The sequence below is a fragment of the Nitrospirota bacterium genome, from assembly GCA_016214845.1.
In the GTDB taxonomy this organism is placed as follows: domain Bacteria; phylum Nitrospirota; class Thermodesulfovibrionia; order UBA6902; family UBA6902; genus SURF-23.
Window position 1 is genome coordinate 75,179 of sequence record JACRMS010000005.1, and the last position, 16,237, is coordinate 91,415.

The 16,237-nt window shown below is 46.0% G+C and carries 15 protein-coding genes; all 15 read left to right on the forward strand.

Annotation, left to right across the window (positions count from 1 at the left end; translation table 11 throughout):
- The first annotated feature begins 67 nt into the window (after nt 1–67).
- Nucleotides 68–913 carry an ABC transporter permease gene (locus HZB61_01515; GenBank protein ID MBI5055283.1) on the forward strand — a complete coding sequence of 282 codons (846 nt, stop codon included), beginning with the start codon at nt 68–70 and terminating at the stop codon, nt 911–913.
- Entirely contained in the window at nt 914–2,188 is a 1,275-nt protein-coding gene (locus tag HZB61_01520; GenBank protein ID MBI5055284.1) for an ABC transporter ATP-binding protein, read from the forward strand.
- A 10-nt stretch (nt 2,189–2,198) separates the two neighbouring features.
- Nucleotides 2,199–3,101: an FkbM family methyltransferase gene (locus tag HZB61_01525; protein ID MBI5055285.1), complete on the forward strand. Its 903-nt coding sequence runs from the start codon at nt 2,199–2,201 to the stop codon at nt 3,099–3,101.
- A gap of 468 nt (nt 3,102–3,569) precedes the next feature.
- Entirely contained in the window at nt 3,570–4,583 is a 1,014-nt protein-coding gene (locus HZB61_01530) for a class I SAM-dependent methyltransferase (protein ID MBI5055286.1), read from the forward strand.
- A gap of 16 nt (nt 4,584–4,599) precedes the next feature.
- A complete protein-coding gene (locus HZB61_01535; GenBank protein ID MBI5055287.1) occupies nt 4,600–5,571 on the forward strand; it encodes an NAD-dependent epimerase/dehydratase family protein in 972 nt (323 codons plus the stop codon).
- Nucleotides 5,572–5,602: 31 nt separating this feature from the next.
- Entirely contained in the window at nt 5,603–6,538 is a 936-nt protein-coding gene (gene nadE, locus HZB61_01540; GenBank protein MBI5055288.1) for an NAD(+) synthase, read from the forward strand.
- Nucleotides 6,539–6,551: 13 nt separating this feature from the next.
- Nucleotides 6,552–7,877 carry a UDP-glucose/GDP-mannose dehydrogenase family protein gene (locus tag HZB61_01545; GenBank protein ID MBI5055289.1) on the forward strand — a complete coding sequence of 442 codons (1,326 nt, stop codon included), beginning with the start codon at nt 6,552–6,554 and terminating at the stop codon, nt 7,875–7,877.
- Entirely contained in the window at nt 7,874–8,647 is a 774-nt protein-coding gene (locus HZB61_01550) for a methyltransferase domain-containing protein (GenBank protein ID MBI5055290.1), read from the forward strand. The genes HZB61_01545 and HZB61_01550 overlap by 4 nt, the downstream gene beginning before the upstream one ends.
- Nucleotides 8,648–8,878: 231 nt before the next feature.
- Entirely contained in the window at nt 8,879–9,820 is a 942-nt protein-coding gene (locus tag HZB61_01555; protein ID MBI5055291.1) for a glycosyltransferase, read from the forward strand.
- Nucleotides 9,821–9,874: 54 nt separating this feature from the next.
- Nucleotides 9,875–11,566 (forward strand): capsule biosynthesis protein, encoded by a 1,692-nt coding sequence (locus HZB61_01560; protein MBI5055292.1) that lies wholly within the window; start codon nt 9,875–9,877, stop codon nt 11,564–11,566.
- Nucleotides 11,566–12,258: an acyltransferase gene (locus HZB61_01565; protein ID MBI5055293.1), complete on the forward strand. Its 693-nt coding sequence runs from the start codon at nt 11,566–11,568 to the stop codon at nt 12,256–12,258. The genes HZB61_01560 and HZB61_01565 overlap by 1 nt, the downstream gene beginning before the upstream one ends.
- 164 nt (nt 12,259–12,422) lie before the next feature.
- On the forward strand, nt 12,423–13,112 hold the full coding sequence (locus tag HZB61_01570; GenBank protein MBI5055294.1) for a class I SAM-dependent methyltransferase: 690 nt from the start codon (nt 12,423–12,425) through the stop codon (nt 13,110–13,112).
- Nucleotides 13,106–14,032 carry an NAD-dependent epimerase/dehydratase family protein gene (locus tag HZB61_01575; GenBank protein MBI5055295.1) on the forward strand — a complete coding sequence of 309 codons (927 nt, stop codon included), beginning with the start codon at nt 13,106–13,108 and terminating at the stop codon, nt 14,030–14,032. Before HZB61_01570 ends, HZB61_01575 begins: the two co-directional genes overlap by 7 nt.
- On the forward strand, nt 14,029–15,249 hold the full coding sequence (locus HZB61_01580) for a glycosyltransferase (protein MBI5055296.1): 1,221 nt from the start codon (nt 14,029–14,031) through the stop codon (nt 15,247–15,249). The genes HZB61_01575 and HZB61_01580 overlap by 4 nt, the downstream gene beginning before the upstream one ends.
- Nucleotides 15,230–16,129 (forward strand): hypothetical protein, encoded by a 900-nt coding sequence (locus HZB61_01585; protein MBI5055297.1) that lies wholly within the window; start codon nt 15,230–15,232, stop codon nt 16,127–16,129. Before HZB61_01580 ends, HZB61_01585 begins: the two co-directional genes overlap by 20 nt.
- Nucleotides 16,130–16,237 lie beyond the last annotated feature (108 nt).

Genomic DNA, 16,237 nt, shown 5'->3' on the forward strand with positions numbered 1-16,237 from the left:
GAAGGCTGAACTGCGAAGGATGAATATCCGGATTCTTTTTCCCTGCCTGTTACATTAAGGAAATACAATGGCAACATCACAAAATAACATCCATGAACAGGAGATAATCATTCGTCCGCCTTCAAAGCTGGCGCATCTCAATGTCCGTGAATTATACAAATATCGCCATATGCTGTGGAGCATGGTATGGAGGAATATCAGGGCGCAGTTTGATGATATGTACCTGGGGGGGTTCTGGGCGGTTGCCCGGCCTCTTACAATGGTAAGTGTTTTTGCGCTTCTCAAGCGCTTCTCAAGCGCCAATATGTATGTTTCGATCCCCTACTCCGTATATGTTTACAGTGGACTTATTTTCTGGTTCTATTTTCTTGAGGCCACAACTGCAACTGCTGCGAGTGTCACGCAAGACGCCAACCTAATTAAAAAAATATATTTCCCCCGTCTCGTGACCCCGATGGTCCCGGTGCTTTCCAATCTATACAGCCTTGGAATAGCATCGATTCCTCTCATATTCATGATGATGTGGCACGGCATTTATCCGGGATTAAGCCTCTTTTTTCTGCCTGCGGTATTATTTCAGTGCATGACACTGAGTATGGGTATCGGGATGATATTCGCTTCACTTTCACTTACAAACAGGGATTCGGAGCGTTTCTTAGGCCTTATTCTTTATCTCGGCATCTTTATTTCTCCTGTTATCTTTGCCCCTGATATGATCCCTGCACGAGGGCGGTTTTTTTATTTTCTGAACCCGATGGCCGGGACGCTCCTGGCCTTCAGATCATGTATGTTCAGCGATTTCCCTTTCCCCGTTTCTCAGTGGGCATATTCGGCAGTTTTTTCTTGTGTGATTCTGGTAATCGGCACGATCATGTACAGGCATGCAGAAATATATTTCGCTGATAAGCTATAAATGGAAAAGCCCGTAATCACAGTCAGCGGAATTTCAAAAAAATACAACATCGGAATCGAGCTCATCCGCAAAAGGAACGGCGGGTTGAAAGATGCCCTGCTGGCCCCATACAGAGCGCTGCAAAGTTTAAGCCAACCCTTTATACAGGATGGGAAAAACGCATTCTGGGCGCTGAAGGACATCAGTTTCGATGTATATCACGGCGAAAAAATCGGCATTATCGGTCTTAACGGCGCGGGAAAATCGACCCTGCTGAAAATATTATCACGGCTGGTTTATCCTACGGAAGGTGTGGTAAAAATATGCGGCAGGGTAACCTCTTTACTTGAGGTAGGAACAGGATTTAATCCGAATCTCACCGGCAGGAAGAACATCTATCTGAACGCATCATTGTATGGATTGGAGCGCGCCGAGATTGATGAGAAATTTGATGATATTGTAGAATTTTCAGGGATCGGCAAATTCCTGGATACGCCGGTGAAATACTATTCGAGCGGCATGTATATGCGGCTCGCTTTTTCCGTAGCCGCCCACCTTGACCCCGACATTCTTTTGTTGGATGAGGTCCTCGCCGTCGGAGACCTGGCCTTCCAGCAGAAGTGCCTTAAGCGTGTCGAAGGTCTTGCTTCAGGGGGGAGGACTATCCTGTTTGTGTCGCACAGCCTGGGAGAGGTTGTACGGTTTTGCGAAAGAGTGATCTGGTTGGAGAACGGCAGGATCCGCTTTGACGGCGAAGCCACCGAAGGGGTCAAGCTGTACCAGGAGGAGCAAATGCCGAAGAGCGAAACCGTCAAGGTTGAAAGCCGGAAAGACAGGATCGGGACCGGGCTGGCGAGATTCACCGGGGTCACTATTTTGGATGAGGACCAGAATCCCTGCGAAACGGTCAGGACAGGGCAGGACATCCATATTGCGCTCGACTACAAATTCCAGGAGCGGCTATCTAATCCTGCTTCGGATGTTTTTGTATGCATTGTAATAGAAAACGATAGAAAACAGCGTATATTTGGATTGCCGAGCGAAGTGCTGCCTGTTGATCTTACAAAGCTAAGCCCAACCGGGCAATTAATTTGTAAGATCAAACGCCTTCCTCTTGTGCCCGGAATTTATGAAATTACCATGTCTCTCTTAATTGACCGGCAACTTGTGGATAAGATTGTCAATGCGCGCAAACTTATGGTGCTCGATGGAGATTTTTATGGCACAGGCAAATTGCCGTTGAGCTCCTACGGCAGGGTATGTGTCGACTTCGATTGGGCAAGCAGAACTTCATAAGGAGTTTTTCGTGGACAAAAAGAAATCGGGTATATTATTGCGAATGCTATCCACTGCGATCCATAAATGGGGCAGGTACCTTCCTTTGGAAGAAAAATTAATGCTCCGCAACAGTCTTTCTGAAATTCATGCCCTTGATTGTTCCGAACATGAGATATACTTGCACGTAGATTCGAAATTGGAACTTCAGAACAGGATCTATTCGTGTAGAAAAGAGCCAATGACAGTGGAATGGTTAAAATCCGAGTTATGTTGCGGCGACGTGTTCTATGATGTCGGAGCAAATGTAGGGGCATACGCATTATTTGCGGCCAAGTCGATAAATGGGCAGGCAAAGGTGTATGCCTTTGAACCGAGTTATATGAACTTCAACCAATTATGCCGAAACATCATCCTGAATAATTGTCAAAACAGCATTACACCTCTTCTCATTCCATTATGCAAAAAGACTTATCTGAATCAATTTCACTACGAAAACATGGAGGTTGGCGGATCGCTCCACTCTTTTTCCCGGGCAATTGATTACAAGGCCGAAAAATTTGACCCAAAGGCATCTCTTAGCATTATTGGATTTTCGATTGATGATTTAATAAATATCCCAGGCATGGAGATGCCTAATCTAATTAAACTTGACGTAGATGGTCTCGAGCGCGATATCTTATTAGGAGGTAAGCAAGTTTTAATGCATGAAGGTTTGCGCTCGCTGTTGATTGAAATAAATGAAGATTTGGTGGATGAAGCTACTGACATTATTCATATATTGCATGCCAGTGGCTTTGTTCCTGCAGAGAAGCATCAATTGCATCGCGGGTTGCATAATTATATTTTCAGACGCGACATAAACTGCAAAAGTCCAGTTGGTATTGCAGATGTCCGTTTAGCTTCTCGCAGAAGAGACAAGCAAGTAAAATAGATTTCTCCCCCTAACTTTTTTATCATTGAAGGGAATATGGGATTCGATAAATTCAATAAGATGAAACAATTGTTAAGCCTTGCGAAACAGGTGTTCGGCGACCGGGAATTGCTCGGCTTTGCAAAGCAGGTAATTGGCGACCGCGAGTTGCTCGGCCTTGCAAAGCAGGTAATTGGCGACCGCGAGTTACTCGGTTTTACAAAACTGATATTAAGCGACAGGGATGTTTTTACTTTCGCCAAACTGATATTAAGCGACAGGGATGTTTTTACTTTCGCCAAATTGGTATTAAGCGACAGGGATGTTTTTACTTTCGCTGATCAAATTATACGGAATCGAGAACTAATCAGTGTTATTAAGGAGCCGGCTAAAGCGAAAGATTTTCTTGCGACCGTAAAGCAGTTACTTGCCTGTCCCGATTTGCAATGGATCACCCAGGCAATCATTGCAAGTGACAGTTTGGAACAAATGCTGAAGGATCTACTTGCTGAGAATAATATCCGTGATCAATTTTATCCAATTGCAAGACGGTATATTAAAGAAAAAAGTTACAGGGTATTAATTAATAAACTCGTCGAATTAATAAACAGCTTTCCGGAAAATGCCGGAGATGTGGAAAGATTGATAAGTACCCTCAAGACAAAACAGGATTTTGACATATATGGCTTCTTTGCAAAATGGTATCCGAACCAGCCCGATGAGTTTCATAAGGCGATTGAGCAACTTTTTCTTAATGAGGACCTGATTAAGATGTTTCACATTGCCCTTTCCGAGTGGGCCAATAATCTCACACTGAATTTCTCCCAATCCAGAAGTAAGATTAGGGAACTGTACCTCGCAGAGATATATCACGGTATTGGGGACATTAGAATACCTGTCGGGACAATTCATGAAGAATCTCATCATTCCAATCATGCGGACATGGCATATGTCTGCGCGATAGCCGCTTTTATAAAGGCCGTAAACATTTTCGAGTTCGGCACATACCGGGGGCAGACGACATGCAGCCTGGCCGGGACCGGGGACAATACAAGAGTTTACACGCTCAATCTGCCGCCGGAATATGATCCCAGATATGCGCCTTACATCGGCAAGTTCATCCAAAAGTCTCCTTTTAAACAGCGGATTATCCAGTTGTTTGACGATTCCCTTAAGTTCGACACTTCGCCATATGCAAAGAAAATGGATTACATTTTTATAGATGCAGACCATTCTTATGAATATGTAAAAAACGATACTGAGAAAGCACTCGATATGTTGCGGCCTGGGGGAGTTATTGTCTGGCACGATTATGCAGCCAAGAGTCCGGGTGTCTATAAATTCATTCAGGAATTTTCATGCAAGCGGCCAGTCTTCCGGATCCGCAATACGTGTCTGATAGCATATCTGGACGGCGTGGATGCCCTTACTTTCTCGCCGGCAGTCATCCCCGACAGCCTTGAAAATGAGGTGAGCGAGAGGGACCGGTTTAAAACTAATTAAAAATAGAGGAGAAACTATGAATGGAAAAATAAAGGTTTTAGTAGCGGGCGCCGGCGGTTTTATCGGCAATCATTTAGTCAAAAGACTTAGGAAGGAAGGCTGCTGGGTAAGAGGTGTTGATTTGAAATACCCCGAATTCTGCGAGACAGAAGCGGATGATTTTGTCATCGGAGATTTGAGAGACTATAATCTCTGCAGGAATATTGTTGATATGAAATTTGACGAAGTGTACCAGCTCGCTGCGGACATGGGCGGGGCGGGGTTTGTTTTCACGGGCACAAACGACGCAGACATCATGCACAATTCCGCGACAATCAATTTAAACATGCTGGAAGCATGTCATAAAAGGAATGTGAAAAGAATTTTCTATTCATCCTCCGCGTGCATGTATCCTCAATACAATCAACTGGACCCCGACAACCCCAAGTGTTCTGAAGACTCCGCGTACCCCGCAGCGCCGGACAGCGAATACGGGTGGGAAAAGCTTTTCAGCGAAAGGTTGTATTTAGCATATCAAAGAAATCATGGGATGGAAGTCAGAATTGCAAGGTACCATAATATCTTCGGGCCGGAAGGGACCTGGACCGGCGGACGTGAGAAATCCCCTGCCGCCCTTTGCCGCAAGGTTGTCATGACGCCTGACGGAGGAGAGATTGAAATCTGGGGGGACGGCAAACAGACCCGCTCATTTTTATATGTTGATGAATGCCTTGAGGGTTCGATAAGACTGACCAGATCAAATTTCACGGGACCCGTTAACATCGGCTCGGAAGAAATGGTGACGATCAATCAATTAGCGGGAACAGTCATGGGAATTGCCGGCAAAAAACTCTCCATTAAACACGTTCCGGGGCCACTTGGTGTTAGGGGAAGAAATTCAGACAACCGGCTGATCAGGGAGAAGCTTGGCTGGTCGCCGTCAATGGCGTTAAAGGCCGGATTGAAAGTTACATATGCATGGATAAAAGGGCAGATTGAACAGCAATAAAACAATAACCAATATAGGAGGTTCCCCAAATATGTCATATACCTTTTCTAAAGAAGAAGCAACCATCGTAATCAAGAAAATACGGGCGTTAATTCAAAAATATTTTAAAGAGAATGGCTTGACCTATGCCATCTTCGGAAAATCAGAGGGCCTTGACAGCTCCGTAATAGCAGGGTTGCTTAGCGGAATTGAGGGCGTTAAACCGATCGGGGTCATTATGCCGTGTGAATCCGATTTAGAGTCAGAACGAATAGCCAGAGTTGTGCTCGATCATTTTAAGACCCCCTGGATAAAAGTGGATCTGACAAAAGAATATCACTTTTTAATGGGACACTATTATTCTTCAGAGGGAGTGCACGGTCAACTCTCACATATTCTGAAGCATTATAATGACCCTCATTTATTAAAGGATTTGCCGCACAAGAAGTCAAAAGCCGCCGGCAACATAAAAGTGCGTTTAAGAATGATCACCCTCTACCACATAGCCCAGCTTACAGGCGGCCTGGTTGTATCAACAGACAATTTGTCCGAATTGTGGATGGGTTTCTGGACTCTTAATGGCGACGTCGGCGACCTTTCTCCTATTCAATATGTATGGAAAGGTTTGGAGGAATACACTATAGCTGAGGCTTTAGGAGTGCCGAAAGAATCAATTGATGCCATACCAACCGATGGACTGGATGTGCTTCCCGGCGGAACAGATGAGGATCAGCTTGGATTGCCCTATCAGGATTTAGACAAAGTAATTGTCGCTCTGTTACAGAATAATTTCAATGGCAACGGAAACTGGGAGGAAGCGAAAGTTAAATCATTGTCTGACCAAATAGCCGGGCAATTAGGGCATAGTCCGGTAAAAATTGCGCACGTTGCGCGGCAGTTGAAAAATACACATTTCAAACGTAACTGGCCCAAGGCCTTCAAACGTTCTGAGATCGGATTGCAGGAAGTCGATAATATTAAACTTTAACTCGGGGGATGCGATGGATAAACTTTCAGTTATTGGACTCGGTAAACTCGGCGCTTGCTCAGCGGCATGTTTTGCGGCAAAAGGGTTTGAAGTTACAGGTGTTGATATCAATAAAGATTTTGTGGATGCAATCAACAACGGCAAGGCCCCTGTATATGAGCCGAGGCTGCAGGAGTTAATAGACCTCTCGGAAGGGCGCTTAAGGGCGACTCAGAATTTTAATGAGGCCGTTGAAAATTCTGACATTACCTTTTTAATAGTGCCGACGCCGAGCAGGGAGGACGGTCATTTTTCCGAAAGATACCTCAAAGACGCCTTGACCCATCTTTCAAAAGCATTAAAGTCTCTGGACAAAAAATATCATGACTTTGTAATCACCTCTACGGTTTCTCCGGGGACAACGCAGTCAAGTCTTATTCCTCTGATCGAATCCGTGTCCGGGAAAAAGCTGAATAAAGATTTCGGGGTCGCGTATAATCCGGAATTTATCGCCTTAGGAAGTGTAATAACGGACTTTTTAAATCCGGACATGCTGCTTATCGGGGAGAGCGATAAAACTGTGGGAGAGAAGCTTGAAAAAATTTATTCTGCGGTATGCGAGAACAACCCTTACTTTGCAAGGATGTCGCTTGTAAGCGCGGAGATAACAAAGATAAGCCTTAATTCATACATAACAATGAAAATCAGTTTTGCCAACACCTTGTCTAATATCTGCGAAGCAATTCCCGGCGCTGATATTGACAGCATTACCAGCGCGTTAGGCGCCGACAAGAGGATTTCTCCTTATTACCTTAAAGGCGGGTTGAGTTACGGGGGGCCCTGCTTCCCCCGTGACAACAGGGCGTTTGCAGCATTTGCCCAGGAATACAACGTAGACGCAAAACTTGCAAAGACAACCGATGAGGTAAACCGGCTCCAGGTCCAGCATCTTGCCGATCTGGTTTCAAGGCATAGCTCAGGCAATCACAACGGCAATGCAATTGCCATACTTGGACTTGCTTATAAATTCAACACGCCGGTCATAGAGGAGTCTCCCGCAATAAAACTCATTGAAGAGCTTCTAAAAAAGGACATGCAGATAATAGCATATGACCCCATAGCTATGGATAATGCAAGGGCGCATTTCGGAGACAATATTCTATATGCGTCCTCCGTAAGGGATTGTTTCTCAAATGCGTCTACCTGTGTCATTACAACTCCCGACGATGAATTTAAGTTGATAGATAACAGTTACTTCATGCACAATCCTACCACGGTCATAGACTGTTGGAGGACATTAGACCCCAATAAATTCGGAGATAATGTTAAATATATCGCAATTGGAAGGAGCCAGCAATGAACTCATTGGAAACAGTGCGGGAATACTGGAACCGCAGGCCATGCAATATAAGGCATTCAGAACGACCTGTGGGAACAAAAGAATATTTCGACGAAGTAGAGAAAAGGAAGTATTTTGTGGAACCGCACATACCCGGTTTTGCCCGGTTTGAAAGATGGAAGAATAAAAAAGTTTTGGAAATCGGCTGCGGCATAGGAACAGACGCTGTTAATTTTGCCCGTGCAGGGGCTGATTACTCCGCGCTTGAATTGTCGGAGGAAAGCCTGAAAATTGCACAAAAGAGATTTGAGGTATATGGGCTTAACGGCACTTTTTACCAGGGAAACGCTGAGGAGCTGGGAACCATTGTTTCCCCGCAGACTTTCGACCTTGTTTACTCTTTCGGAGTTATCCACCATACCCCACACCCAGAAAATGTTATTGCCGCTGTCAAAAACTTTTTATCTCCTGATTCCGAATTCAGATTAATGCTGTACGCAAAAAACTCATGGAAGGCTTTTATGATCGAAGCGGGTTTCGATCAGCCTGAAGCCCAGACCGGATGCCCGATAGCATACACATACACAAAAGAAGAAGTTTCTGAGCTATTAAAAGGCTTTGAAATAATAAGTATCGAACAGGACCATATTTTCCCGTATGTAATTGAAAAATATCTGAAGTACGAATATGAATTGCAGCCGTGGTTTGCAGCAATGCCCCAGGACATGTTTAGTGCTTTAGAAAAAAAACTCGGATGGCATTTACTAATTACCGCAAGGCTGAAAAAATAAAAACTGGAATTAGACAATGGCATCAGCAGTTGTTAAGCCGGGATTGCCTGTTGCAATCTTTATTATGTATTATTATTGCTCAGAAAGACGCATCACTTGTCAATAATCCTATGACTTTTAGCGGTTGCCGGAGAATGTTTGAATTTTTTTATAATTTAATAATATTTGTAACTATATCCCGGCTGGGAAACCCGACTGGCTAATCAAGGCAATATTTAGGGGGGAAAGAGATTGCTCAACAAACGCAGTGATTTTCTTGTTATCCTTATAGCAACATTCAATCGTCTCGACTTATTGAAGCTCACTTTGGAGTCGATAGCATCATGGACTAAATGTTCGCATGAGGTCATTGTAATTGACGGCGGGTCAACGGATGGCACTATTGAATATCTGGAGTCGAACAAAGACGTCACCCCGTTTTTCCAGGGAGCTTTGATAGGGACATCACGCGCCTACAATCAGGTTTGGAAGCAGGTTGAGAGCAAATATACCTGCTGGTTAAGCGACGACACCGAGATAGTGAACGGCAGTCTGGATATGGCGATTAATTTACTTGAAAACAAACCTGAAATAGGCATGGTTGGACTGAAGATGAAGGACACGGTTGGCCCGTGGAAGAGACAACCGTACGGAGGAGGGCTTTCGGAATACGGTATTCTCACCTGCAATCACGGGGTACTCAGTATGGAGCTCCTCAGGTCCGTAGGATTTTTTAATGAACTCTATCGCTCATATACGATCGATACGGATTTGACCGCCTCGGTGTTATCTGCGGGAAAAAGCGTTGTTATGACCAAACATGTCAGCGTATTGCATCACCGGGAATATATTGAACGTGAAGGCAAAGATAGAATAAAACAGTCAATGGCCGGGATCGATAACGCAAAGATATACGCGGGGAAATTTAAATTCCTCGGAGCATCTCCATATCCGGCGCGCGTCAAGAATGCTCTTGGACTAATGCTGGGCAAACTGCTGTTCCCCGAACCGGACACCGAAAGGTTTGGTTTAAACACCAGGGACTGGACCAATTTAACGAGGGGGCGTTTTATCAGCGTAATGGACCCTGTTATTAACTGGCAGAATCCCTATCATCTGACTCAGAAGATCCCCCGCAATATGCTCGGGCTCAAAGAGAACCCGTATGTACACATCTGTAACCAAGTGAAATGATTAACCCGTTAGAAAAATTCACGCTGTCCCGCTCTCTAACGCAGCAATTACAGAATGTTCACAAGATTTATTTCTAAAATTATTAAATCTCCCGCCGCAGTTAAAGAACAAAGGCAAGGGGCCGCACCCGGCTCACTGCCCCGGTGGGATGCGATCATAAAGACCAAGCCTGAACTCTGGGAGGATGCACGGAAGAAATCAGAAAACGGCATCCCGGTTTTAATCCCAACGAGCGTCGGCGGTGATGCCGCAGTTACGATCATCGAGAGCCTCCTCGGCGTTGCCTTGACCCTCAGGGGCGCAAAGGTCCATTTCCTTCTTTGTGATGGCCTTCTGCCTGCCTGCCTTCGTGTACATATAGGAAAGATCAAAGACCCCTCGGTTATAACGGATTATAGACTGTCTGATATTATGTGCAAGGGATGCATCGCAAAGGGGAGCTCGCTCTATTCTGCGACGGGCCTGCCGGTCATGTATTTCAGTGAGTTTATTTCCGATGAAGAACGCGCAAGGCTCCGCAGTCTTGCACATGATCTGCCTTTAGGGGAAATCAAAAGCCACACGATCGGCGGCCTCTCTGTGGGAGAGCATGCGATGGCGGGGGCACTTAGATTTTTCTCACGCGGTAATTTGCTTGATACCCCTGATGAGGAAAAAGTGCTGCGACGCTATTTTGAAGCTGCGCTGTTGACGACGCATGTAATGCAGAACGTATATAAAAAGCATGATTTCCAGGCCGCGGTTTTTAATCACGGCATCTATGTGCCGCATGGGCTGATCGGAGAAGTGTCCCGTGCAAATAACGTCAGAATTGCGAACTGGCAGGTTGCGTACCGGAAAAAATGTTTTATTTTTTCTCATCATGAGACCTATCATCACTCCCTGATCTATGAGCCTGTGAGCAATTGGGAAAATATTGCCTGGAACAAAAAGACTGAAGAGGCGGCCCTCTCTTACCTGAAGAGCAGGTGGTACGGCACCCAGGACTGGATATGGTTTCACGATCAGCCGGTGCATGATGCGTCAAAGATAGCCGGTGAGCTAAAGATAGATTTAAAGAAGCCGACCGTTACACTCCTGACAAACGTTTTCTGGGATGCGCAACTGCATTATAAGGCAAATGCCTTCAAAGATATGCTTGACTGGCTGCTGCAGACCATCGAATATTTCAAGGGCAGAAAGGACCTCCAGCTTGTTATTCGCGTCCACCCGGCGGAAGTGCGGGGCTCCATTCCCTCGCGGCAGCCGATAGTGGACGAGATTGCGAAAAGATATCCCGCGCTGCCTGAAAACATATTTCTCGTAAAACCGGAAAGCCAGATAAGCACATATGCCCTTTGCGAAAGCAGCGATTCGGTAATTATATATGGGACAAAAACAGGAGTGGAGCTTACCGCTATGGGGGTCCCCGTTATTGTGGCAGGCGAAGCGTGGATCAGGAACAAGGGCCTTACGCAGGACGCGGATTCACCCGGAAGTTATTTCGGTATACTTGACCGGCTGCCGGCAGGGAAACGGCTTGACGAAGATGTTGTAAGACGCGCCAGAAAGTATGCCTTCCATTTTTTCTTCAGGCGTTTTGTCCCTGTGGATTTCATGGAACCCTGCAGCTCCGGAGTGCCGTACGAAATAAAAATCGATTCACTTGAAGATCTTTTACCCGGAAGGGACAAAGGGCTTGATGTCCTGTGCGAAGGGATATTGAAAGGCAGCGAGTTTATTTATCCCGCTGAAAAATATATATAATGAAATTAAAGAACGGACAGCGGCGCTGGGACCATGCTTTTGCCAGCGGCGCGGCGGTTACAGAGCCGGGAAAAGGCGGTTTCCTGTCGAACCTTTTATTCTCGATGATCGAGTGGTGGTTTAGTGAATATTACTCGCGTAAAATATGGACTGCGTTCAGGGAAAACGCGGTCCTTGGAAAAGATGTCCGCATTGGAAACAATGCGAGGATCATCAATCGCAACAGGCGGGACGCCGTAGTAATAGGCAATAATGCAGTATGCAGGGGCATCATTCGCATAGAAAAACACGGGGAGCTTCTTATCGGGGATGAAGTATACATAGGAGACAATGTAATTATCAGCGCAGCCGAAAAGATCACGATAGGCGAAGGCACTCTTCTGGCGCATGGAGTGCAGCTTTTCGATAACACGACACATCCGACGCACTGGGAGGAACGCAGGCGGCATTTCAGCATGCTGCTCGGCATTGCCCCGAAAGGAGAGCTGACTATACCGAAGGCGCAGATCATCATAGGCAAAAATTGCTGGATCGGGATGAATTCAATGATTCTTAAAGGGGTCAGCATCGGGGACAGGTCCATCGTTGGAGCAGGCTGCGTTGTGACAAACGACGTTCCTTCAGATACGCTGATCGGCGGCGCCGGTCAGAGGGAATTAAAGAAACTGGTCTCTGAAGACGCATCCATTTAGACACTTAGAGAGGGAAAAAAATGTTCTGGAACCAAAAGAAAAAAGAGGTCCCGCAGGACACTGCGGGGAAACAGACGCGGACGCCGGAATACGGCGATATGGAGCAGATAGTTAAAAACGTCTGCTATCGTACAGAGGGGGGGACGCAGTGGTATCCGCCGCTAATGGTAACTGCTGAGTCGCTCGCCGACCGGATACTTGATAAAAAATATGTGGAGGATGCGGTGAAATTAATGGAACGTCTGGGGTCCGATGACTACACCTCCTACCTCAATTTGTACTATAAAGAAGGTTTAAGGCGTTATGGCGAAAACTGGCGTTACGCCGATATCGTGACCGTGCTTCTCGGCCTTTCCGAGCTGCTGAAGCCGGAATCCTATCTGGAAATCGGGGTAAGACGGGGGCGCAGCGTCTGCGCAGTCGCATCCAGGTCGCCGGAGTGCGCAATCCATATGTTTGACAAGTGGACCCCAAATTATGCGGGAATGGATAACCCGGGGCCGGGCTTTATCGAGTCGGAACTGGAAAAAATCGGCCACAAGGGTTTGAGAGATTACCATAATGGAAATTCCCACCAGACCCTAAAAGCTTTTTTTGCAAAGGACCCGGCTATTGCTCTTGATCTGGTTACTGTTGATGGAGACCACAGTTACGAGGGAGCTATTGAGGACATCTGCGATGTTCTGCCTCACCTTAAGGTCGGGGGCGCTGTTGTTTTTGACGACATCTGCCATCCTAAGCATCTGTATTTGCGGGAGGTATGGCGCGATCTTGTAGAAAAGGAACAGCGCTTTACAACGTGGACCTGCGCTGATATCGGCTACGGAGTAGGGTTCGCTCTGCGCAGATGGTAAAGGGCAAGACAGTCTTAATAACTGGAGCTGCCGGATTTCTCGGACAAGCGCTGTCGCGGTCCTGTTTGTTTTCAGATTGTAATGTCATCGGGCTGGATCGGGTACCTGAAGATAAGTCTATCGCTTTTAGGGCCTTTTACCAGGCCAACCTCTGTAATGTCGACCTTCAGCCGATACTGTCAAGATGGCAGCCTGATTATTTGATCAATATGGCGGGCAATGCAAATGTCGGTAAGTCATTGTCGGACCCTGCAGATGATTTTATGTCAGGACCGCAGTTGTTCTTCAACCTCCTTGAAGCTGTGCGCAAGTATTCCCCGAAGACACGCGTGCTGCTGGCATCGAGCGCTGCCGTGTATGGACAACCTGAGGCCCTGCCGACAAATGAAAATATGCCTGTGCGTCCGCTCTCACCTTATGGATACCACAAATGGATATGCGAGAGCCTGGCCATGGAATACAACAGGATATATGGAATAAGGACGGAGATTATCCGGATATTCTCCGCATACGGCGCAGGCTTGTCGAAGCAGATTGTCTGGGACGTATGCTGCAAATGCAGGGACGGAGGGGATATTTTATTGAGCGGAACAGGAGATGAAGCCCGTGATTTTATCCACAAGGACGATATCTGCGCCGCCATACTTTTGCTTCTTGAAAAGGGCTCCTTTGAATGTGAAATATTAAATGTGGCGTCCGGCAATAAGACTTCGATCAGAAGCCTGGCCGAAATCATCCTAAGGAGCTACGGCATAGAAGTGAATAAGCTGATCTTTAGTAGTAATCAGCGCAAAGGTGATCCTGCTGTTTGGCAGGCCGATATCTCGCGTTTGAAATCGCTCGGGTTCAGGCAGTCCGTTAATCTTGAGGCAGGTATTGCCGGGTGTGTTTCATGGTTCAAAGAGATCCATCTCAAATGAGAATTTTTATTTATATGGCCGGAGGGCCTCACTGGATAGGCGGGGTACAGTATACCCGCAACCTCCTGCGCGCCGTCGCACTTTTGCCCCGAAAGGAAATGCCGGAGGTTGTCCTCAGGATCGGAGGCAAGAATATGAATTCCGGATATGAAGCTGAATTCTGCAACTGCCCGAATGTAACTATCGACGCGCCTGTACGGGAAATGACCGGTCTGGCAGTGAAATGGAATCATGTGATCAGAAAAATCACGAAGAAGTTTTCGCTGCGGGAACCCGGTAAAAAAGTATGGCTGTCGGACGATTGTACCGTAGCCTTCCCGATCAAGGCCCCTGATTTCCCCGGACCATACGAAAAGGTATACTGGATCCCCGACTTCCAATATAAGAGGTTCCCTCATCTGTTCTCAGATGACGACCGGCAGAAACGCGACAATATGTACGGTAAGATGCTCGAAGGAGACGTTATCTTGGTCCTCAGCAGCGAGTCCGTTAAAGACGATTTCACCAGGTCTTTCCCCTCCCTTCGACATGTCCGGCCCCGTGTACTGCGGTTTTATTCGATATTCACTGATGAAGAGTACGCCCCCGATCCGAAGAGCGTGGGCGACCGTTACGGGCTGCCCGATACCTTCGCCTATCTGCCCAACCAGTTTTATCTGCATAAGAGACATGATACGGTATTTGCCGCTCTTGCAAAATTAAAAGATGAAGGCATTAAGATCCCTCTCGTATGCACCGGCAGCAGCCACGACTACCGGACGCAGGCGCATATAGCGCCTCTGCTGAAATTCATCGAGAACAACGATCTTTCAAGCCAGATCAAAATATTAGGTGTTGTCCCCAGGATAGACCAGATACAGATATTCCGTCAGTCCTCCCTCGTCATCCAGCCTTCCATGTCCGAAGGATGGAGCACCACGGTGGAGGATGCGAGGGCATTGGGGAAAGATATTATTCTCTCGGACATAGAAGTGCATAAAGAACAATCTCCTGAACATGGACATTTTTTTGAAACAGGAAACATTGACAGCCTTGCGGAGCAATTGCGAAAGGTATGGCCCGTGTGCAGGCCCGGCGTCCAGCCGGAGCGGGAACACAACGCGAGAACGCAAAGCAGAGAGAACGGCTTAAAGTTTGCAAGGACTTTTATTGAAATTATGCAGGAGGCGCATTCGATATATCTGGGGAAGGATGGTAATGCTATTACATCGAAGTAAACTGGTGGCAAGTCTTCTTATTGTTTTATTGTTGTATCAGTTTAATGCATATGGCTTTGAAGATGTTGACAAAGCCCGATCTGAAGGAAGGGAAATTGTCTTCATAGATGGAGATTCAATCACAGAAGGCGCTTATTTTTGGCATTTAGTGGATAAGTACCCCCAACTTCAGAAATATTCCAATCCTGTGCAGTTGCTCAACCAAATTTCAATAGATAATAATTTAAATATCTATTTTAAGTCGTTAGCCCCTGGGGGGTTATGCTCTGTTAGAATTATTGTAGAGAAAAAAATTATAAAGGAAAACGATGCTATTGTGTTGCAAGATGCCGGGCAGCATCCTCAGGACATTAAGACTTACCAAGCGATTTTGTTGAGGAATAGATATGTTGTTCATAATCCTTATGCAGGAGGGCTGCCGGGACTCAAATTGTTTTTTACTACAACGTATGATGAAAAACCTGATGAGGTTCCTGGTCTTCCCCAAAATGCTTCATGGAGTGTTCCTATTGAAGGTGGTGTAACAATGAACCAAGTGATTATGAAAGTAGCAATGGAAAAGTCTAAAGATGTTCCTTCTGCCGGGGTTATTGATGTTGACCACGCTTTCAAAAAGGCAAAAAGGATTTTAAAAGTACATAATATAGAGTTACTTGTGGGGGATCGTGTTCACTACAATGTACTCGGCAATGTTATTTTTGCCAAGGCAATACTGGAAGGATTGGGCTATTATCCCAAAAACTATAAAGCGATGGCTAACAAAATATATCGTCTGGATAATATAGAAGGTGTATTACTTAAGGGACGGGTATCAATAATTTCTCTGGAAGAAATGAACGAAATAATGAAAAAAATTTTTCAGAATAAGCTGCTTGAATAAAAGGTCTTGCTCTTGTCCCATTATCCTGTTAAAAATATGAAGTCAGCGCCATTAAAAATAGCGGTCCTTGAACCTTGCCTTGAAGTAAAAAAGAACGTTGTCCGTGAT

Bases quoted from the DNA above. Each gene is read 5' to 3' on its own strand.
- HZB61_01515 (MBI5055283.1), top strand. From the start codon at position 68: ATGGCAACATCACAAAATAACATCCATGAACAGGAGATAATCATTCGT.
- HZB61_01520 (MBI5055284.1), top strand. From the start codon at position 914: ATGGAAAAGCCCGTAATCACAGTCAGCGGAATTTCAAAAAAATACAAC.
- HZB61_01530 (MBI5055286.1), top strand. From the start codon at position 3,570: ATGCTGAAGGATCTACTTGCTGAGAATAATATCCGTGATCAATTTTAT.
- HZB61_01535 (MBI5055287.1), top strand. From the start codon at position 4,600: ATGAATGGAAAAATAAAGGTTTTAGTAGCGGGCGCCGGCGGTTTTATC.
- nadE (MBI5055288.1), top strand. From the start codon at position 5,603: ATGTCATATACCTTTTCTAAAGAAGAAGCAACCATCGTAATCAAGAAA.
- HZB61_01545 (MBI5055289.1), top strand. From the start codon at position 6,552: ATGGATAAACTTTCAGTTATTGGACTCGGTAAACTCGGCGCTTGCTCA.
- HZB61_01550 (MBI5055290.1), top strand. From the start codon at position 7,874: ATGAACTCATTGGAAACAGTGCGGGAATACTGGAACCGCAGGCCATGC.
- HZB61_01560 (MBI5055292.1), top strand. From the start codon at position 9,875: ATGTTCACAAGATTTATTTCTAAAATTATTAAATCTCCCGCCGCAGTT.
- HZB61_01565 (MBI5055293.1), top strand. From the start codon at position 11,566: ATGAAATTAAAGAACGGACAGCGGCGCTGGGACCATGCTTTTGCCAGC.
- HZB61_01570 (MBI5055294.1), top strand. From the start codon at position 12,423: ATGGTAACTGCTGAGTCGCTCGCCGACCGGATACTTGATAAAAAATAT.
- HZB61_01575 (MBI5055295.1), top strand. From the start codon at position 13,106: ATGGTAAAGGGCAAGACAGTCTTAATAACTGGAGCTGCCGGATTTCTC.
- HZB61_01580 (MBI5055296.1), top strand. From the start codon at position 14,029: ATGAGAATTTTTATTTATATGGCCGGAGGGCCTCACTGGATAGGCGGG.
- HZB61_01585 (MBI5055297.1), top strand. From the start codon at position 15,230: ATGCTATTACATCGAAGTAAACTGGTGGCAAGTCTTCTTATTGTTTTA.